18 protein-coding genes are annotated in these 20,218 nt (G+C 57.1%); 11 read left to right on the top strand and 7 right to left on the bottom strand.

The window, feature by feature from the left end; all coding sequences use genetic code 11:
• Positions 1-3 precede the first annotated feature (3 nt).
• The 3 genes from ahcY to J7382_RS01435 form a co-directional block, all read right to left on the bottom strand.
• The gene (gene ahcY / locus J7382_RS01445; protein ID WP_209066614.1) at positions 4-1,389 is read right to left on the bottom strand and encodes an adenosylhomocysteinase; all 1,386 of its coding nucleotides are present in this window, start codon (positions 1,387-1,389) and stop codon (positions 4-6) included.
• Between the two features lie 69 nt (positions 1,390-1,458).
• Complete coding sequence (locus tag J7382_RS01440) at positions 1,459-1,776, bottom strand: hypothetical protein (protein WP_209066613.1); 318 nt, start codon at positions 1,774-1,776, stop codon at positions 1,459-1,461.
• A gap of 534 nt (positions 1,777-2,310) precedes the next feature.
• On the bottom strand, positions 2,311-2,574 hold the full coding sequence (locus tag J7382_RS01435; protein ID WP_209066612.1) for a hypothetical protein: 264 nt from the start codon (positions 2,572-2,574) through the stop codon (positions 2,311-2,313).
• A gap of 112 nt (positions 2,575-2,686) precedes the next feature.
• On the opposite strand from J7382_RS01435, the gene J7382_RS01430 reads away from it, so the two are divergent.
• Together J7382_RS01430 and J7382_RS01425 are read left to right on the top strand one after the other, a co-directional pair.
• Complete coding sequence (locus tag J7382_RS01430; RefSeq protein WP_058238742.1) at positions 2,687-3,250, top strand: HD family hydrolase; 564 nt, start codon at positions 2,687-2,689, stop codon at positions 3,248-3,250.
• Positions 3,251-3,278: 28 nt separating this feature from the next.
• Positions 3,279-3,770 (top strand): GNAT family N-acetyltransferase, encoded by a 492-nt coding sequence (locus tag J7382_RS01425; RefSeq protein ID WP_209066611.1) that lies wholly within the window; start codon positions 3,279-3,281, stop codon positions 3,768-3,770.
• 2 nt (positions 3,771-3,772) lie between these two features.
• Here J7382_RS01425 and J7382_RS01420 read toward each other — a convergent pair whose 3' ends face one another.
• Complete coding sequence (locus J7382_RS01420; RefSeq protein WP_209066610.1) at positions 3,773-4,228, bottom strand: Lrp/AsnC family transcriptional regulator; 456 nt, start codon at positions 4,226-4,228, stop codon at positions 3,773-3,775.
• Between the two features lie 153 nt (positions 4,229-4,381).
• On the opposite strand from J7382_RS01420, the gene J7382_RS01415 reads away from it, so the two are divergent.
• The gene (locus J7382_RS01415) at positions 4,382-5,428 is read left to right on the top strand and encodes a Glu/Leu/Phe/Val dehydrogenase (protein WP_209066608.1); all 1,047 of its coding nucleotides are present in this window, start codon (positions 4,382-4,384) and stop codon (positions 5,426-5,428) included.
• An 86-nt stretch (positions 5,429-5,514) separates the two neighbouring features.
• Here the strand turns inward: J7382_RS01415 and J7382_RS01410 are convergent, their stop codons facing one another.
• Positions 5,515-6,198: a type 1 glutamine amidotransferase domain-containing protein gene (locus J7382_RS01410; RefSeq protein WP_209066606.1), complete on the bottom strand. Its 684-nt coding sequence runs from the start codon at positions 6,196-6,198 to the stop codon at positions 5,515-5,517.
• 138 nt (positions 6,199-6,336) lie between these two features.
• On the opposite strand from J7382_RS01410, the gene J7382_RS01405 reads away from it, so the two are divergent.
• Entirely contained in the window at positions 6,337-7,221 is an 885-nt protein-coding gene (locus J7382_RS01405; protein WP_247744775.1) for a LysR family transcriptional regulator, read from the top strand.
• 120 nt (positions 7,222-7,341) lie between these two features.
• Here J7382_RS01405 and J7382_RS01400 read toward each other — a convergent pair whose 3' ends face one another.
• Entirely contained in the window at positions 7,342-7,896 is a 555-nt protein-coding gene (locus J7382_RS01400) for an ActR/PrrA/RegA family redox response regulator transcription factor (protein WP_058239005.1), read from the bottom strand.
• 70 nt (positions 7,897-7,966) lie between these two features.
• Positions 7,967-8,596: an SCO family protein gene (locus tag J7382_RS01395; protein WP_209066604.1), complete on the bottom strand. Its 630-nt coding sequence runs from the start codon at positions 8,594-8,596 to the stop codon at positions 7,967-7,969.
• Between the two features lie 83 nt (positions 8,597-8,679).
• Between J7382_RS01395 and J7382_RS01390 the strand changes: the two genes are divergently transcribed.
• The 7 genes from J7382_RS01390 (at position 8,680) to addA (ending at position 20,216) form a co-directional block, all read left to right on the top strand.
• Positions 8,680-10,065, top strand: a complete 1,386-nt coding sequence (locus J7382_RS01390) for a sensor histidine kinase RegB (RefSeq protein ID WP_209066602.1) — start codon at positions 8,680-8,682, stop codon at positions 10,063-10,065.
• A 104-nt stretch (positions 10,066-10,169) separates the two neighbouring features.
• Entirely contained in the window at positions 10,170-11,675 is a 1,506-nt protein-coding gene (locus J7382_RS01385; protein WP_209066600.1) for a PAS-domain containing protein, read from the top strand.
• Between the two features lie 50 nt (positions 11,676-11,725).
• Positions 11,726-12,199, top strand: a complete 474-nt coding sequence (gene tsaE / locus J7382_RS01380; RefSeq protein ID WP_209066598.1) for a tRNA (adenosine(37)-N6)-threonylcarbamoyltransferase complex ATPase subunit type 1 TsaE — start codon at positions 11,726-11,728, stop codon at positions 12,197-12,199.
• Entirely contained in the window at positions 12,196-13,221 is a 1,026-nt protein-coding gene (locus J7382_RS01375) for a phosphotransferase (protein WP_209066597.1), read from the top strand. The genes tsaE and J7382_RS01375 overlap by 4 nt, the downstream gene beginning before the upstream one ends.
• A complete protein-coding gene (locus J7382_RS01370) occupies positions 13,197-13,889 on the top strand; it encodes a nucleotidyltransferase family protein (RefSeq protein WP_209066595.1) in 693 nt (230 codons plus the stop codon). The genes J7382_RS01375 and J7382_RS01370 overlap by 25 nt, the downstream gene beginning before the upstream one ends.
• Entirely contained in the window at positions 13,882-16,821 is a 2,940-nt protein-coding gene (gene addB / locus J7382_RS01365) for a double-strand break repair protein AddB (RefSeq protein ID WP_209066593.1), read from the top strand. Before J7382_RS01370 ends, addB begins: the two co-directional genes overlap by 8 nt.
• On the top strand, positions 16,818-20,216 hold the full coding sequence (gene addA / locus J7382_RS01360) for a double-strand break repair helicase AddA (protein ID WP_209066591.1): 3,399 nt from the start codon (positions 16,818-16,820) through the stop codon (positions 20,214-20,216). Before addB ends, addA begins: the two co-directional genes overlap by 4 nt.
• The last annotated feature ends 2 nt before the right edge of the window (positions 20,217-20,218 follow it).

The following is a 20,218-nucleotide window of genomic DNA, read 5'->3' as shown; positions in this document are numbered from 1 at the left end:
AGCTTAGTAGCGGTAATGCTCTGGCTTGAACGGGCCTTCGGTGCCGACACCGATGTAGTCTGCCTGCTCTTTGCTGAGCTTGGAGAGCTTCGCGCCCACTTTCGCAAGGTGCAGAGCGGCCACTTTCTCATCCAGATGCTTGGGCAGGATGTAGACTTCGTTGTTGTACTGCTCGCCCTTGGTGAACAGCTCAATCTGCGCCAGCACCTGGTTGGTAAAGGAGGCAGACATCACAAATGAGGGGTGACCCGTAGCGTTGCCGAGGTTCAGCAGACGGCCTTCAGAGAGCAGGATCAAGCGATTGCCGGAGGGCATCTCGATCATGTCGACCTGTTCTTTGATGTTGGTCCACTTGTGGTTTTTCAGGTTGGCCACCTGAATTTCGTTGTCGAAGTGGCCGATGTTGCCAACAATCGCCATGTCCTTCATCTCGCGCATATGCTCGATGCGGATCACGTCTTTGTTGCCGGTGGTGGTGATGAAAATATCCGCGGTGGCGGCTTCATCTTCCAGCGTGGTCACTTCAAAGCCGTCCATGGCCGCCTGCAGGGCACAGATTGGGTCCACTTCGGTGACTTTCACACGGGCACCCGCGCCGCGCAGGGAGGCGGCGGAGCCTTTGCCCACATCGCCATAGCCGCAAACCACGGCCACTTTGCCTGCCATCATGGTGTCGGTGGCGCGGCGGATGCCGTCCACAAGGCTCTCTTTACAGCCGTATTTGTTGTCGAACTTCGATTTGGTGACGGAGTCATTCACGTTGATCGCCGGGAACGGCAACTCGCCACGTTTCACCAGATCATAGAGACGGTGCACACCGGTGGTGGTTTCCTCAGAAACACCTTGGATCGCGTCGCGGGTCTTGGTGAACCAGCCAGGGCTTTCCGCCATCCGCTTGGCGATCTGCTTGTGGATCACTTCCTCTTCTTCAGAGGTTGGCACGCCCAGATCTTCACCCGCTTCGGCCTTGGCACCCAGCAGAATATACAATGTGGCGTCACCACCATCATCGAGGATCATGTTGGGGCCTTCCGGGAACAGGAAGGATTTATCCAGATAATCCCAATGCTCTTCCAGAGACTGGCCCTTAATGGCAAATACAGGCACACCCGCTTTGGCAATTGCCGCCGCTGCGTGATCCTGCGTGGAGAAGATGTTGCAACTCGCCCAGCGCACATCCGCGCCCAGCGCCACCAGCGTTTCAATCAGAACAGCGGTCTGAATGGTCATATGTAGCGAGCCCACAATGCGTGCGCCCGTCAGGGGCTTGGCGTCACCGTACTCTTCACGCAGCGCCATCAGGCCCGGCATCTCAGTTTCGGCAATGTCCAGCTCTTTGCGGCCAAAATCGGCCAGAGAGATATCTTTAACGGTGTAATCGGTCGCCATAGCGCCCAGCTCCTTTGCAGGGTTTCCTTGGCGACCAGATAACACTCACACAGGGTTTCTACAACGTTGCTACCCGTCAATACCTGCTGGCCGCAGGTCCGGCGCGTGCTGAAACCAATCCGTGCCCGCCGCAAGAATACAAGACATCCCCTCCGCATTGGTCAGGATCACCGTGAACGTGCCTGTGGTATCAGAGGAAAAGATCTCCAGAATGGCCACTTTATTCCCGGAATTGCCCTGCAGCCCGGCGGCACTGCGCCCTTCTGAATAGTGGTTCTCCAGACGCTCGACCACAATCTCTCGTGGTCCACATCCATTGGCAAACGCAGGCGGCGCGGCCGCAGCCATGCCAAACAACAACGCGGTTCCTACAAGTCTCTTAAACATAGCGCTCTCCTTTCTCGCGCTGGCTCAGCCAACGAGGCCAAACCGTTGAGGTTGGAGAGGAGGACACGCGGGAGGAAGCCGTGATTACGTGCCCCCCTCGCTAAACATGTCGGTGCCCCGGCGCGCTTTTACAAAACACAGCAGATCACGTTGAATTGTGGCAGCACGTGATCCCGGCACCGCTTCAGGCTGTGCGGTGATTGTGGCGATTTTGCGGCTTCGCCCACAGGTCAGGCACAATTGCCTAATTTTTAGTCAGGCTCCCCTGACTGTTAGGTCTTTGGAAACCAATCTATAAGAAACCTTTAATTGTTAGGTTTTTGGTTATGAATTTTCCGTCACTAAGAAGCATGTTTAAATCAGCTCTTCTTGTCCCAACCGTCTTGCTTCTGGCCACGTTGATCGTTCTTGTGAACGTGATGATGTCCTCCGGTGTTGCCACCGGCTAAGCTGACTATTTTTCACCTTGGCCGAAGTCTGCGCCTGACTTGCGGCCACAGGCCATGCCTGCATTTTCAGCAAGGTCCAGCATCTTCAACAAGGCAAAGACAGCTGCCTTTTGCGCGCCACCCAAGCGCAAAAAGCCTCCCATGGCACGCTTTGGTCCGGGTATTCGCAGAACAAATCCCCGATTGTGACCATCTGCGTGCGCGGATCATACTCCAAAACAATCACATTCCCCGCCCAGGACGTCACCCCCTCCTGCCTGAACGCATGAGTGAGAAAGGCAATCAAATGTGCTGCGGTTTCCTCTGAAAATTCGATGAGCACATAATCTTCGGTAACTTTCGAAAGCATGTTCAAATTCCTTTCCATAGCCCAGCAAAGTCATTGCTCCCCACCGTTTCAATGCAGTAGCTACGACAGAGAAACATTGAAAGGCTTTCGCGTGACAAGAGCTTGGCAACGTATGCTGTCCGGGCGCAGGCTCGACCTGCTGGACCCGACCCCGGTGGACATCGAAATCGAAGACATCGCCCACGGTCTCGCCTTTGTCGCCCGCTGGAATGGGCAAACCAAGGGCGATTTCCCTTACTCTGTGGCAGAACACTCTCTCCTGGTCGAAGAAATCTACGGGCGCATGTTTAAATCCGCCACCCCGAAAACCCGGCTCACCGCGCTGCTGCATGACGCGCCGGAATATGTCATCGGCGATATGATTTCACCGGTCAAAGCCGCTGTCGGTCCCGATTACGGCAAGCTCGACGACCGGCTCACTGCGGCCATTCACATCCGCTTTGGCCTCCCCGCAGAAACCCCAAAGCGTCTGAAGTCTCAGATCAAAAAAGCCGATAAGATCTCCGCCTGGATGGAGGCCACACAGATCGCTGGCTTCTCCGTGAGCGAGGCCAACAAACTCTTTGGCACCCCAGACCCCAAAATCATCGACGGTCTCTCCATCCATCTGCGTCCACCGGTTGAGGTGCGCAAAGACTTCACCACACGTCACATCACGCTTCTTTCAAGCCTCTGAATGCCACCCCAAGGTCAGGTGCCCCTTAATGTCTCATGTCATCATTCAACAAGGCACGTCCGCAGACCTGCGTCAAACCGCTGACCTGCTCAATGACATCATTGAAATCGGCGGCACCACCGCTCTGACCACGCCCCTGTCGCGAGAGGCATTGGCAGATTGGCTGATGGCCGATCCCGATCGTGCGATCTGGCATGTTGCCATGAATGATGCGGGAGATGTCCTTGGCTTTCAATGGATTGACCGCTTCGCAGGCCTGCCACCGGAGGCCTGTGAAATCGGCACATTTGTAAAGACCGGGCGCACCGGGCTTGGCATCGGCTCCAAACTTTTTGATGCCACCAAAGCCGCCGCCCGCACCATGGGGTACCGCTGGATCAACGCTGAAATCCGCGCAGATAACGCCGGAGGTCTGGCCTATTATCAAAGCCGCAGTTTTGAAACCTATGGTCGCAAAGACGGCATTCAGCTGGAGGACGGCACAGAAGTGTCCAAAATTCTAAAACGCTACGATCTCTAGTCTCACATCGCGGGCAACACATCGCGCCGCACCAGCGCGCGCAGGGCAAAATGCGATCCAATGTTGCGCACTCCTTTGACCCGCATCAGCCGGTGTTCCAGAAACGCATCAAAAGCCTCCAGATCCGCCGCCACAACACGCAGCAGAAAATCTCGCGACCCCGTCATCAGGTAACATTCCATCACCTCCTCAAAGGCCCGCACAGCCCGCTCAAAATCGCGCACGGCTTCTGCGGATTGCTGTTCCAGCTCAACATTCACAAAAATCGTCACAGGCAGCCCAATTTTGCGCGGATCCACGCGAGCGCCATACCCCGTGATCACGCCATCATTTTGCAGCCGCTCAAGCCGCCGTGCACAGGGCGTTGGCGAGAGGCCAACTTTCTCAGCAAGGTCGCCAATCTTCATGCGCCCATCAAGCTGCAGCGCACGCACAATCTTAAGATCAATGGCATCCATAGAGATTTTCTCCAAAAATTAACCCTATTTAGGGGCTTATCTCTAAAAATAACCCATTTGGGTAGGGGTATTTGGGGAAAACCTCTCTTTGTGATGTGCCATTTTCTGCGCCACTTCACTCAGCGATTCTAAGAAGAGACCATAGGAAGAGCCATGCAAATCTCCCGCTTGCCGATCAGCAGTCACGAAACCGTATTGCGCGTTTGCGACGACACCATCGGCCTAACGGGCTTTATCGCGGTGCATTCCACCAAACTTGGGCCTGCTGCGGGCGGTCTGCGCATGCGCCGCTACACGTCAGAAGACGCGGCTCTGACCGACGCACTGCGCCTGTCTGAAGGCATGACCTATAAAAACGCCGCCGCGGGCCTGCCGCTTGGCGGTGGCAAAGCTGTGATCATGGGGGACGCAACTCAGAAGACGTCTGCCCAGCTGCTGACCTTCGCGCGCGCCATCAACACGCTTGAGGGCACATACTGGACAGCAGAAGACATGGGCATGAGCCCGGACGACATGGCTTTGCTGGCCACCGAGACCAAATTTGTCGCCGGTCTGCCCAAGGGCCCCCACGCCAGCGGAGACCCATCTCCAATCACCGCGCGCGGCATTTTCCAATCCCTCAAAATCACGGCGCAGCACCGCTTTGGATCTGCGGATCTGAAAGGGCGCAAGGTCGCCGTGCAAGGGCTCGGCCATGTCGGCACCTATCTCTGCGATCTTCTGCATAACGCTGGTGCTAAACTGATCATTGCCGACATCGAGCCCAAACGTGTCGCCAAACTGGCTAAAAAGTACGGCGCCACCATCGCCGGCCCCAATGAAATCCTTACCGTAGAAGCGGACATCTTCGCGCCCTGTGCTATTGGCGCCATCCTCAACGAAGACAGTATCGCAAAACTTCGGGTCGCTGCCATCTGTGGTGGGGCGAACAATCAATTGGCCACCCCGGAAGACGGCGCACGGTTGCACGTCCGTGGTATTCTCTATGCTCCCGATTTTGTCGCAAACGCCGGTGGCATCATCAACGTCGCCACCGAAGTGCTGGGCATCGCTGACCGCGCCGCTTACGTGGACGAAAAACTCGCCGCTGTTGAGCTCACTCTGGGGCGGATTTTTGAGCGTGCCGCCTCCCTTGACTGCAGCCCGGCCGAAGTGGCGGTGTCCATTGTAGATGAGATGCTGACGGACCGCGCAGCCTAGGCCGGCCCGATAAATGAAATGCGCCGGAGCTTCACAGCCCCGGCACAATGTTTCACGTGGAACATTACGCGATCTCAGGCACTTACTTAAGAAAGAGCTTCAACCAAGAGATCCGCCACGGCGACAGAAGAATTGGGGTTTTGTCCCGTCAGCAGGTGATCGTCCTTCTGGACAAAAGATCCCCAGTCTTCGCCTTTTTCATAAAGACCACCGCGCGCAATCAGCGTGTCTTCCAACAGCTGTGGCACCACATTGGTCAGACCAACCGCCTCTTCTTCTGAATTGGTGAAGCCGGTGACTTTGCGCCCCTTCACAATGTACTCACCGGCGGCATCCTTGGCATTTACCAAAACGATGGGACCATGACACACCGCGCCCACAGGCTTGCCTGCAGCAAAGAAGTCTTCGATCAGCCTGATCGAGTTGGCATCCTCAACAAGATCCCACATCGGGCCATGACCGCCGGGATAGAAAATCGCATCAAAGTCGCCCGCGTCCACATCTGACAGTTTCGCAGTGGTGTTCAGCGCGGCATTTGCAGCAGCGTCTGCCTCAAACCGATGTGTGTGCTCTGTCTGGAAATCCGGCACATTGCTCTTGGGGTCCAGCGGCGGCAATCCACCTTTTGGCGAAGCCAGCGTGACCTCATATCCTGCGTCCACAAATACAAAATACGGCGCCGCCAGCTCTTCCAGCCAGAAACCGGTCTTCTCTCCAGTGTCGCCCAATTGGTCATGCGAGGTCAGTGCCACAAGAATTTTCTTGGTCATTGGATGTTCCTGTCACTTTCGGAGACAACCCCTGTTGCCTCATCTGAACTGCATCTAGGGATCATTGCCCTTCTGCCTCAAGTCATGTAATCAGAAAGACATCTTTGCACAGTAGCAACAATAATCGGGAAAACTGCCTTGTCCGATTGGGATGGCATAGATGAATTTGCCATGGTGGCGCAGACCGGTAGCTTCACCACAGCGGCACAGCGCATGAAAGTCTCCACCTCGCATGTGTCGCGACGCGTGCAGGCTCTGGAAGAGCGGCTTGGCGTGAAACTTCTTGCGCGCACAACCCGCACCGTGCGTGTCACAGAGCAGGGCCGCGAATACCTCTCCCAAATTGAACATGTTCTATCGGCGTTGCAGGAGGCCAACCAAACCCTTCGTGGTGACATCGCCGAACTGTCAGGCCCGCTTCGGATCTCTGCCGCCGGCCCCTTTGCCGAACGCGAGGTCGCTCCCGTTCTACTGGATTTTGTTGAACAGCATCCCCGGATCACACTGGATATGGATTTCAACAATCGCAACGTGGATCTGGTGGCAGACGGCTATGATTTTGCACTGCGCTACGGCGTGCTCACCAACAGCAGCCTGATCGCCCGCAAGCTGGTGAACCATCGCCTCGCCTGCGTCGCATCTCCCGCCTATCTGAAGCGCCATGGCATCCCCAAGACACCGCAGGATCTCAGGCAACATTCCTGTCTGGTGACCAGCAATGACACCTGGCTGTTTCAGGATCCCGACACCAAAGCCGCCCTACCGGTCAAAGTTTCCGGACGCCTGCGCACCAATGACATCCCTATGCTGCAAGAAGCGGTCCGGCGCGGTTTTGGCATTGCCTACTCACCTATTGGAAATTTGCAGGGGTTGATTGATGCCGGCGAGGCCGAGCTTATCCTGCAACCCTACGAAGACCACAGCCGCTCTCATTGGATTGTCTATGCCGACCGTCATCTGATGCCGCGTCATGTACGCGCCGCGATTGACCATCTGCTCACGATTTTTGCTGCTCAAAGATGACAGCCCTTATAGGACTGTTGCGCAAAAGGTTAATGCAAACGGGGAAAAAGCGGCACCTCCGCGAAACAGCCGCAATGCCGACGGGATACAGACACGCCGTTTTGACCGTTTTAGAAGAGCTTAACGCGGGGAACGTTTCGCCAGAATGCGCTGCAACGTCCGCCGGTGCATGTTCAGCCGACGCGCCGTTTCACTGACATTGCGATCACAGAGTTCATAGACTCGCTGAATATGTTCCCAGCGCACACGATCGGCACTCATCGGGTTTTCAGGCGGCGGCGGGAGTTCATCTCCTGAGCTCAGAAGCGCGTTCATCACATCCGTCGCATCCGCCGGTTTGCTCAGATAATCGGTCGCCCCGATCTTCACCGCAGCCACCGCAGTGGCAATCGCACCATACCCAGTCAGAACCACCACTCGGCTGTCTGCCCGCTTCTCGCGGAGCACTTCGACAACATCCAGACCGTTGCCATCCCCCAGACGCAGATCGACCACCGCATAGGCAGGTGGGCGGGCTGTGGCAATAGCTTGACCGGCGACAACAGAACTTGCGGTTTCAACCTCAAAGCCCCGTTTTTCCATAGCTTTTGCAAGCTGTCTCAAAAACGGCTCATCATCATCAACCAAGAGAAGTGATTTATCCGGCCCAATCTCCGGCAGCGCGTTGTCCACCATATGCGTGTGTCCCATGCCAATTTTCCAAGTATTAGCGGCACAGCCTATCCGGGTCAAACCATCACCGCCTTTACATGTTTTCTACGAAGCAACCGACCCTTTGGGCCATATCTTCTGCAGAAATGTCACGACGGAAGTACTCTACAAACCCATGCCCCGGCAAAGTGAGGTAGGTGAAGGTGGAATGATCCACGAGGTAATATTCCTCATCCCCATCTTCCGGTGCCTGCTTCTTGTAGTAGGTGCGATAGGCCTGACTGGCCGCCTTGATCTGTTCCGCAGAACCTGAAAGACCAACCATCCGCGGATGCAGATAATCCGTGAATTCTTTCAATACATCTGGCGTGTCGCGCTCAGGATCGATTGTGATGAAGACTGGTGTCACCAAATCCCCTTTTCCCTCAAGAATTTCAACAGCTTCAGCATTTCGCGTCGCATCCAGAGGACACACGTCCGGACAGTATGTATATCCAAAATAAATCAAAGATGGCTCCGTCAGCACATCTTTATCCGTCACCGTCTGACCATCCTCATGCACCAGTTCAAACGCGCCCCCAATAGCGCTGGTGCCTCCGGCGACCTGACTGGTGCGGCATTGCGCAAACTGATCACCGCCGCCCGTTTCACGTCCCACAAACCACATGGCCGCAAGAGCCAAAACCGCTACGAAGGCAGCCACTGCTGCAACCATACGAACCATGTCAGACCTCATCTGTCATATTGCGAGATATCGTCCAGAGACGTATCAACTGAGGGCGAGGGTTCAAGCGGAAAGGCCTGAAAATGACGGATTTGTCAGACGCGCTGATGTTCTCAAATCGTAGAAGCAACTGGATTCGCCTGCGTACATTCATCATGCTGCGCTGGATCGCCATTGCCGGGCAAATTGTCGCGCTGCTGGTCGCGCAGTTCGGTTTCCACCTGCAGTTGGAATACGGGCTTTGCTATCTTGTTGTTGGTGTGTCCGTTATTGGCAACCTCATCGCAGTTTTTGTGTTTCCCGAAAACAAGCTTCTGACAGAGTCTGAAAACCGCTTCATGCTCTTGTTTGATGTGCTGCAACTCTGCGCACTTCTGTTTTTGACAGGAGGATTGAACAATCCGTTTTCCTTCCTTGTGGTTGCGCCTGTCACCATCGCCGCCTCTGCGCTTTCTATCCGTTCTGCCGTTACCTTGGCGGGCCTGACCGTGATGTTGATGACCATTCTGCTGGAATTTCATATTCCATTGCGCACCAGCAGCTTAGACCTGCTTCAGGTGCCAATGGTCTTCTTATTCGGCAATTGGGCCGCCATCGTCATCGCGATCTTCTTCTCCTCATTCTACTCACGCCAGGTGGTGTCCGAAATGTCCTCCATGGCCGAAGCGCTTGCCGCCACGCAGATGGCTTTGGCCCGCGAACAGAAGCTCACCGATCTGGGCGGTGTGGTGGCCGCCGCCGCGCATGAGTTGGGCACCCCGCTGGCAACGATAAAACTGACCAGCGCAGAGCTGATGGAAGAGCTCGATGACCGCCCGGAGTTGCGCGAGGATGCTGCCCTGATCCGCCAACAGGCAGATCGATGCCGAGACATCCTGCGATCTATGGGCCGCGCAGGCAAAGACGACCTTCATCTACGCAAAGCGCCCCTCTCTACAGTGGTCGAAGAAGCGGCAGAACCGCATATTGGCCGTGGTAAGCACATTATCTTTGACCATTTTGACCTGCTCGACGGGCCAGAAATACTTCGTAGACCCGAAATAATTCATGGACTGCGGAATCTTATTCAAAATGCCGTAGATTTTTCAAAGTCTACGGTCTGGGTGGAAACCGAATGGTCAGATGAGTCGATCTATCTCCGCATTATGGACGACGGTCCCGGATATCCGACACATCTCATTGGCCGAATTGGCGACCCTTTCATGCGCTATCGCAAGAGCGAAAGAGATCGCAAACGTCGTCCCGGCTATGAAGGCATGGGCCTGGGTCTCTTCATCGCCAAGACACTCTTGGAGCGTTCCGGCGCTGAGATCAGCTTTGCAAATGGTGTCAATAGCTTAGGAGAAGACTTAAGTGGCCCCAGACAACGTGGTGCGGTTGTGGAGGTGATCTGGCCAAGACAGAAAATCGATGCAGAATTCAACCCTGAGGCGCTCGGCTCCGGCGAGAACCCGTTGCACATCACTTAACCCAAAAGCGCAATATTCTTGCAAATTAAATCAAATTACTACATATAATGATCTGAGAAATTCTGAAGAACTTAATACCGTTTATTACGAATTTGGGGTCTTCCATGGTGTTTTCTTTCACCCAGCTTTTGTTTCTATTTGTTTTAGCGGGCTTGGCACTTGCAACCATTTGGCACGCATTTTTTATTTCTAATCGCATGCCCAACGCGTCGCAGAGACCGTCTGCGGCCCAAGGCAACGCACGGTTTCTGTTTCGTGCAGGCGAATTGATCGATGCCAATGCTACAGCGTTAAAAATATGCGCAGAGTTCCCTTCACCTGCTTTTGACTGGTCAGACCTCAATCAGTATCTCTCTGCCCGCTTCCCTGAATTTCCGCGCGCGCAGGGCAGCCTGCACCAACGTGATGTGACCGTATTGCAATCACAAGATCCCAGCGATGCCAGCATACTCACTCTGGATCAGTGGGACGATGTCGCTCGCGTGACGCTCAAGCAGGATGACACACCTGATGCCATAAGACGCACAGCAATCCTGCAAGCCATGTTTCAGGCCCCCAATCCGGTCTGGAAATCTGATGCCGATGGCATGGCCGTCTGGCGTAATGCTGCTTACAAGGATCTCGTTGCACATCTTGGCTACTCCCCAAAGTTGCGCCGCTTGTTTGACGTGACCAATCTGCTTCCGGGTGACCCACCAAAGCGATTGTGTGTCTCTAGTCAAAACGGCACCAAAGACCGCTGGTTCGATGTGACTGCGGTGCAGGCCGGATCGAATGTGATGTACTACGCCACAGAGGCAGATGCTCTGGTGTCTGCCTTGGACGCACAACGCAGTTTTGTGCGTATCCTCTCCAAAACTTTTGCACATCTGGCCATTGGGCTGGCCATTTTTGATCGCGATCGCCAGCTGATCCTCTTCAATCCAGCCCTCTCAAAAATGACCGACCTCGGGGCTGATTTTCTTTCAAATCACTGCGACCTTTACACGTTTTTTGACCAACTGCGCGAGCGCCATATTATGCCTGCGTCAATCTCACAAACCAATTGGCGCACTCAAATTAACACTGTGATCACAGCCTCCAAAGAAGGGCGGTATTGCGAAACTTGGACCCTTCCCTCCGGAGCAACCTATCGCATCACGGGCCGCCCCCATCCTGATGGCTCATTGGCTTTCCTATTTGAAGACATCACCTCCGAAATCAAACTCACCCGCAAATTCAGAACTGAAATCGAAAACTGCCACAATGTGATCGACACGATCGAAAGCGCTCTGGCGCTCTTTGCCAACAGCGGCCAATTGACCCTGTGTAATCAAGCCTATCGACAGCTTTGGAAATCAGATCCAGACAGCAGCTTTGCAGACTATACGCTGCATGATGCCATCGGCCATTGGCAGGAGGACTGCATGCCAAGTTCCATCTGGTCCGAGCTGTCACAACATGTATTCGCAACCGTTGACAGAAAACGCTGGGAAGCTGTGATCACACTGAAATCGCGCGCCCTTCTTAAGGTAAAGGTCATTCCAATCACGGGCGGGTTGACCGTAGTATCTTTTGACAAGGCGCCTTCCGGCTCGAATATGCAAAACACATCCCACCTGACCCTTTAATACGCGCGATCCAGCTTGCGGCTGGGCGCGCTGATTTCTACTGTGGCGCCATGACCACGCTTCACTTTTCCCGCGACCTCACGTCTCCTGAAGACACTGCCAATCTTGCGCGCAAAATTGGTGCCGTGCTCAAGGCGGGTGATGTGATTACATTGGAAGGCCCGATTGGCGCAGGCAAAACCCATTTTGCGCGCAGCCTGATCCAATCTCTGCTGACTGTGCCCGAAGATGTCCCGTCGCCAACCTTCACGCTCGTCCAAGTCTATGACGGACAGGATTGCGAAATCTGGCATGCCGATCTGTACCGGCTTAACGCCCCTGACGAGGTGGTTGAACTTGGCCTCACTGACGCCTTTGAAGACGCTATATGCCTTGTTGAATGGCCAGATCGCCTTGCCGACCTCTCCCCGCAAAACGCCCTGGCACTCTCTCTCTCCCTCCAAGAGGCAGAAGGCGCGCGCGCTGCAACGTTCACGGCCACCGATGCACGCTGGGCCGATCTGTTTGAAAGCCTCGCCGCATGACCACCCTACGCAACGAAACGCTTGACGCTTTTCTGGCAACGCTTGGCTGGTCAGATGCTCGGCGCACCCCCTTGGCAGGGGATGCCTCCAGCCGCCGCTACGAACGGCTAAAGCGCCCAAATGGCGACAAAGCCATTCTCATGGATGCGCCCCCAAATGAAAATGGCAGCGTCCAACCCTTTGTGCAGATTGCCGAACATCTTAGCGATCAGCATCTTTCGGCCCCGCGCATCTTCGGGCAGGACATCGCCAATGGCATGCTGCTGATTGAAGATCTGGGCGACGCGCTTTTTGCACGCGAAATGATGCGCGCGCCTGATCAGGAAGCCCCCCTTTACAAGACAGCAACCGAAGCCTTGATCGCCCTACACAAAGCCCCGCTGCCACCTGATATGCAGATCATGGATGCCACCACATTGGCAGAGATGATCACCCCTGTTTTTGACTTCTATATTGCCGCCCACACACCTGTCTCACCGGCTTTGCAGGAACAGATCAAACAGGCTTTCGAAAGCCTGTTCACAGCGCAGCTGCCACCGCCAGATGTTCTGATCTTGCGAGATTTTCACGCGGAAAACTTGCTGTGGTTGCCAGCGCGCGCGGGCGTCGCCCGCGTCGGACTTCTGGATTTTCAGGATGCTCTGATCGGCCATCGCGCCTATGATCTCGTGTCCATGCTGCAAGACGCGCGCCGGGATGTCGCCTCCTCAGTTGAGGCTGAAGTCAAAGCGCATTTCATCGCGCTGTCAGATGCGACAGAAGATGACTTCAACACCGCTTATCATCTGATTGGCGCTCAGCGGAACCTGCGCATTCTGGGCATCTTTGCCCGCCTGTGTATGCAGATGGGCAAAGCACAGTATGTCGATCTCATCCCACGTGTGCATGGCCATGTGCTGCACAATCTGCGCCACCCTGCCCTTGCGCCTGTCGCGCCTATCCTCATTGAGATCCTGCCTGACCCAACTCCTGAATTTCTCAAAACGTTGAAAGACAAATGCGCCACACAGCCGATACCATAATGCTCTTTGCCGCCGGTTTTGGCACACGCATGGGCGCACTGACACAGACCCGCCCCAAGCCGCTCTTGCCCGTGGCGGGGAAACCTCTGCTGGATCATACCTTGGAGCTGGCGCAAGCCATTACCCCGCGTCAGATCGTGGTCAACGCGCATTATCACGCAGATCAGATCACCGCGCATCTTGCCAACACTCCGGTTTCGGTATCGATTGAAACGCCTGAAATTCTGGAAACCGGCGGGGGCCTGCGACAGGCCTTGCCACTGTTAGGAGACTCCCCCGTCTTCACCAGCAACACCGATGCCATCTGGCGCGGCCCCAACCCCTTTGCGCTGCTGCAAGAGGCCTGGAAGCCGGACGAGATGGATGCGCTTTTGCTCTGCCTGCCACGTGCCAACGCGCTCGGCTACACGCGGGATGGGGATTTTCTGATGGATGCCGACGGTCGCCTCACCCGCGGCCCAGGTGTGGTCTACTCCGGCATTCAGATCCTGAAGACAGAGGGGCTGCATGCGATTGCCGACACCGCCTTTTCTCTCAATCTGCTCTGGGATCAGATGCGCGAAACCAAGCGTCTCTTTGGCATAACTTACCCCGGTGAGTGGTGTGATGTCGGCACGCCAGAGGGCCTTGCCTTGGCCGAAACCCTGCTGGAGTCCCCAGATGTTTAAGCCCACAGACGCCCCGCGCGTCTTTGCCCTGCCCGCAGGCGTCGACTTCCCCAAAGCGCTGGTCACAGGGCTGCAAACCCGCTTTTCGAACATGGCCCCTCAAGAAGTGGCGAGATCGCAGATCATCGTCAACACCGCCCGCATGGCACGCCGTGTGCAAATGTTGTTTAACACCGGCCCCGCCATGCTGCTGCCCCGGATTGATGTGCTGGGCAGCTTCACCAAAGTTGCAACCGCCGACCTCCCACGCCCCAGTTCCCCCATTCGCCAACGCTTTGAATTGATCCAGCTTGTCACCAGCCTGCTGGAACAACAGCCGGATCTGGCCGCGCGCGCCTCGGTCTATGATCTGGCAGACAGTCTTGCAGGTCTGTTTGATGAAATGGCCGGCGAAGGCGTGGATGTCGATACGATTGACGCGCTGGACGTGAGCGACCAATCCGGCCATTGGGCCCGCGCGCAGCAGTTCTTTTCGATTGCGCGCCATTTTCTCGACGATCTTGACAGCGACCCGGGCAAAGACGCGCTGCAACGTCATGCGGTAGAAACCATCATTGCCCGCTGGCAGGAAAACCCGCCACAGCATCCCATCATCCTCGCTGGCTCCACCGGCTCTCGCGGAACCATGCAGCTTTTGATGCAGGCCGTGGCGCGCCTGCCGCAGGGGGCGATTGTCCTGCCGGGCTATGATTTTGACATGCCAGCTGCCACATGGGCGCATCTTGGCTCCGGCATGGAAAGCGAAGATCACCCGCAATATCGCTATCACGCCATCATGCAGATGATGGATCTCACGCCGCATGACATTGAGCCATGGGACAACACACCGCCACCGGCCCCGGCGCGCAACCGGCTGGTCTCCCTCGCGCTGCGGCCCGCGCCCGTCACCGATCAATGGCTGGCAGAGGGCCCCACGCTGGGTGATCTCATCCCTGCCACGGAAAACGTGACACTGATTGAGGCCACAACACAGCGCGAAGAAGCGCTGACCATCGCAGCCCGCATGCGCAAGGCCGCAGAAGACGGTCAGACCTGCGCGCTGATCACCCCCGATCGCATGTTGACCCGTCAGGTCACCGCCGCTTTGGACCGTTGGAACATTACCCCGGATGACAGTGCGGGTCAGCCGCTTCAGCTCTCCCCTCCCGGTCGCTTCCTGCGCCATGTTGTGGCTCTGTTTCACCAGAAACTGACCTCAGAGATGCTGCTCACATTGCTTAAACACCCTCTCTGTCACAGCGCGCAGGATCGCGGCACACATCTGAGATTCACACGTGAGCTGGAGCTCCACCTGCGGCGCAAGGGCACCACATATCCGGACGCAGAAAAGCTTTTGGCATGGGCCGCTGCGGCAAAAACCGATATGTCCAACTGGATGACATGGCTGACCCGCTGTTTCTGCCACCAAGAGCGCACAGACAAACACGACATGCCAATGCTGCTTAACGCGCATATCGCCCTTGCAGAAGCCATCTCAGATGGCCCCATGCCCGAGAGTGACACCACATCAGGCGAACTCTGGAAAGAGGGCGCGGGTCGCGCCGCACAGCGCATGATCGAGGATATCAGAGAAAACGCACATGTGGTTGGTGCGATCAGCGCGACCGACTACGCGGATCTTTTCGGCGCGCTTCTGTCCCGCGGCGAAGTGCGTGACCGCGATGCCGGACACCCGCAGATCCTGATCTGGGGCACATTAGAGGCCCGTGTTCAGGGTGCAGATCTGGTCATCCTTGGCGGTTTGAACGAAGGCAGCTGGCCCGAAGCCCCCAGTCCGGATCCGTGGCTCAATCGCAAAATGCGCCATGATGCAGGTCTGCTTTTGCCCGAACGCCGCATTGGTCTCGCCGCTCATGATTTTCAGCAGGCTGTCTGTGCGCCCGAAGTCTGGATCACCCGCGCCGTGCGCTCTGATGAGGCCGAAACCGTGCCCTCACGTTGGATCAATCGCATGATCAACCTACTGGGCGGCCTGCCTGACCAAAACGGCCCTGAAGCGCTCGCAGACATGCGGGAGCGGGGCAAACTCTGGCTGGATCGGGTGCGCGCTCTGGAAACCGTGCCCACCGTTCCGGCCGCCGCGCGCCCCTCTCCGACACCGCCACCAGAGGCCCGCCCGCGGGAACTGTCCGTCACTGAAATCAAACGCCTGATCCGCGATCCCTATGCCATCTATGCCAAACGCGTGCTCCATCTACGGCCGCTGGACCCTCTGATGCGCACGCCAGACGCGCTGCTGCGCGGGATCATCGTGCATGAGGTGCTCGAAAAGCTGATCACAGAAAGCAAAGATCAGGATGCCCCGGTGACACGGGAGCGTATTTTGCAAATAACAGAGACTGTTCTGGCAGAAAACGTGCCTTGGGCCACGGCACGTGTGATGTGGATGGCCCGCATGTCGCGCGTGGCAGATCACATCGTGGATGGCGAAACCCGCCGCCGAACCCGTGGCACCCCCGAAGCCTTTGAAGCCACCACCAGCCGCAACATTGAGAGCCTTGGCTTTACCCTCACAGCAAAAGCGGATCGCATTGACCGCACGCCAAGCGGTGAGCTGATCCTCTATGATTACAAAACCGGTGCGCCACCCACCCGTGATGAACAGACCTATTTCGACAAACAGCTGCTGCTGGAGGCGGCCATGGCCGAGGAAACCGGGTTTAAAGGCATTGATCCGGCCCGCGTCGCAGATGCGATCTATATTGGTCTGGGCACAAAACCCAAAGATCAGCCTGCGCCGCTCGCTGAAACCCCAACTGCCCAGATTTGGGAAGAGTTCTCCAATCTGATCGCGCAATATCTGGAAGAGGGCAAAGGCTTCACCGCTCGGCGCGCCATGCAGTCCGAACGCGATGAAGGCACCTATGATCAACTCGCCCGTTTTGGGGAATGGGACGCCACCGATGATCCCGCGCCGGAGGTGCTGTCATGACCTTGCCGATGAATGATGCCACCCGCCGCCAGGTCACCGCCGCCCGGCCAGACGCCAGCACCTGGCTCTCCGCCAACGCGGGCTCTGGCAAAACCCGTGTGTTGACCGACCGCGTGGCCCGACTGCTGCTTGAAGGAGTGTTGCCACAGCATATCCTCTGCCTGACCTACACCAAAGCCGCCGCCTCCGAGATGCAGAACCGCCTGTTCAAACGTCTGGGCAGCTGGGCGATGAAAAGCGATGCGGATCTCTCTGCGGAGCTCGCAGAGCTGGGGGTGAGTGGCAAATCCGCCCCCGAAGATCTGCGACAGGCGCGCACGCTCTTTGCACGCGCGATCGAGACCCCTGGCGGGCTGAAAATTCAGACCATTCACTCTTTCTGCTCGTCTTTGCTGCGCCGCTTCCCGCTTGAAGCTGGCGTGTCCCCTCTGTTTTCGGAAATGGAAGATCGCGCCGCAGCACTCTTGCGCGAAGACATCGTGGAACAGATGGCAGAAGGTGCCGATGCGCCGCTTTTGAGGGATCTGGCCGAGCATTTCACAGGTGCGGATCTGGGCGACCTCACAGCCAATATCACCCGCAACGCTGACCGGCTGCGCCATGGTGCCTCATTTGACAGCCTCGCCGCCCTGCTGGATCTCCCCAGCGGATACACCAGCGCGCAGGTGCTCGCAGATGTGTTTCTGGGCGGCGAAATGGAGCTGCTTCAAACCTTGATCACGGTCCTGCGCAGCGGCGGCACCACCGACAATCGCGCCGCTGACAAACTCAGCAGGATCACCGCAGCAGATCACACCGCGCTTGATGTGCTCGAAGGGGTTCTTTTGAATGGCGCGGGTGCAAAATCCCCATTTTCAGCCAAGTTAGAGACGTTTCCAACCAAGAAGTTGCGCAGCGAAAACCCGGATCTAATCGACAAATTACAGCCGCTCATGCTGCGGGTCGAAGACACCCGTCCGCGCCGGCTTGCCCTTCGCGCGGCCCTCCGCAGCGCCGCTCTGCATGCTTTTTCCGCCCGCTTCATCGCGCTTTATGAGGAGGCCAAGCTCACGCGCGGCTGGCTGGATTTTGACGATCTGATCCTGCGCGCCCGCAACCTGCTCAATGAACCTGCTGTGGCCGAATGGGTGCTCTACCGTCTGGACGGTGGCATCGATCATATCCTCGTGGATGAAGCCCAAGACACCAGCCCGGTGCAATGGCAGGTAATCGAACGGTTGGCTCAGGAATTCACCTCCGGCACCGGCGCGCGCAGCGACATCACCCGCACCATCTTTGTGGTCGGCGATCAGAAACAGTCGATCTACAGTTTTCAGGGCGCCGATCCTGCGGAGTTTGACCGCATGCGAGAAGAGTTCGCCGCGCGCCTGAACCCAACCGGCCATCAGCTGCAAAATCTCAGCCTGGAGTATTCCTTCCGATCCTCCCCTGCGGTGCTCAATCTGGTGGACAAATGTTTTGAAACCCAGGTCGAGGCAGGCTTTCCCGCTGGCAACCGCCACATTGCCTTTAACGATGACATGCCCGGGCGCGTGGATCTCTGGCCGGTGGTGGAGCCCATGGGCAAAGCGGAGAAAGATGATTGGTTTGATCCCGTAGATCGCCTTGGTGATACCCACCACACGGTGATCTTGGCAGAGCGGGTTGCACGCCAGATCAAGCGCATGATCGCGCAAGACACCATCGCTGATGGTCGCGATGACACCGGTGCCTATACGCAACGGCCCATTCAGCCGGGGGATTTCCTGATCCTTGTGCAGCGCCGTTCTGATCTGTTTCACGAAATCATCCGCGCCTGCAAACTCGAAGGCCTGCCCATCGCGGGCGCAGACCGTCTGAAAGTTGGCGGCGAAATGGCCGTGCGCGATCTGGGCGCGCTCCTGTCGTTCCTTGCCACGCCCGAAGATGATCTCTCGCTGGCCACCATTCTGCGCTCCCCCCTGTTTGGCTGGAGCGAGCAGGCGCTGTTTGATCTGGCCCATCGCCGCAAACCGGGCAGCTATCTCTGGGCCGCTCTGCGCGATCGTGGCGCAGAATTTCCCGCCACGCTGGAGGTTCTCAATGATCTGCGGGGCCAAACCGACTTCCTGCGCCCCTATGATCTGATTGAGCGCATTCTGACCCGCCACAAGGGACGGCATCATTTCCTCGCCCGTCTCGGCGCAGAAGCCGAAGATGGCATCAACGCCTTGCTCTCTCAGGCGCTGGCCTATGAAAAATCCTCTGTGCCAAGCCTCACCGGCTTTCTGCAATGGATGGAAACCGACGATCTGGAAATCAAACGCCAGATGGACAGCGCCACCAACCGCATTCGCGTGATGACCGTGCATGGCTCCAAAGGTCTCGAAGCCCCCATCGTCATCATGCCTGACACCGGCAAGCGGCTGATCAAGACCGATACACCCATCGTGCCCGTTGAAGACACCGCACTTTGGAACATGTCCGCAGATGCCGCCCCCGCCCCTCTGGCGGAGGCGCGCAGCCAGTTGGCAGAAGCGCAGGCCGCAGAACGGCTGCGCCTGCTTTATGTGGCTTTGACCCGTGCGGAAAAATGGCTGATCGTGGCGGCGGCCGGGGATCTCGGCAAAGATGGCAACAGCTGGTATGACACCGTACGCCGCGCCATGCTGGCCTCCGCCGCCGCGCCCATGCAATTTGACGGGGGCGAAGGGCTGCGCCTGTCCCATGGCGACTGGGACGGTGCTGTGTCGGCCCCGGCCACACCACCGCAGGAGGTCACCACCACCCTGCCCGCCTTCCTGACCTGCCCAGCCGCCTTGCCTCCCGATCCCCAAACCACGCTCAGCCCCTCAGATCTGGGCGGTGCCAAAGCCTTGGCGGGCGATCAGGGTCTGGATCAAGAGGCCGCCAAGGCCCGTGGGATCTGGCTGCACAGCTTGCTGGAGCATCTGCCAGATCATTCGCAGGCCCAATGGCGCAGCGTGGCCGAGCGCCTGCTGGACGCCAGTGAAGCCGCTCCCACCACGGCGGAGTTTGAAGAGATCTTTGCAGAAGCCACGCGCAATCTCTCCAAATCAGAGCTGGCATGGATCTTTGCGCCAGAAACACTGGCAGAGGTGCCCATCACCGCCAATCTGGGCGCGCAGCGGCTCTATGGCATCATCGACCGGCTTGTGATCACAAATGAGGCAATCTGGGTGATAGATTTCAAATCCAACGCTATTCTGCCGGAAAATCCCACCCGCACACCGGAAGGTATCCTCCGTCAAATGGGCGCTTACAGCCATGCTTTGTCACAGGTTTTCAAGGATATGCCGATCCGCACGGCCATCCTCTGGACAGCCAAAGCCGAGCTGATGGAGCTGCCACACGATCTCGTGACAAAATCGTTGCAGGACGCCGCCCACCTTGACGCCCTGCCCCCGCAAACCTAGGT

It is taken from the genome of Shimia sp. R11_0, from assembly GCF_017744035.1.
Taxonomy (GTDB): domain Bacteria; phylum Pseudomonadota; class Alphaproteobacteria; order Rhodobacterales; family Rhodobacteraceae; genus Shimia; species Shimia marina.
The sequence above is the reverse complement of the archived record's forward strand: the minus strand, read 5'-3'. Positions and strand labels throughout refer to the sequence as shown.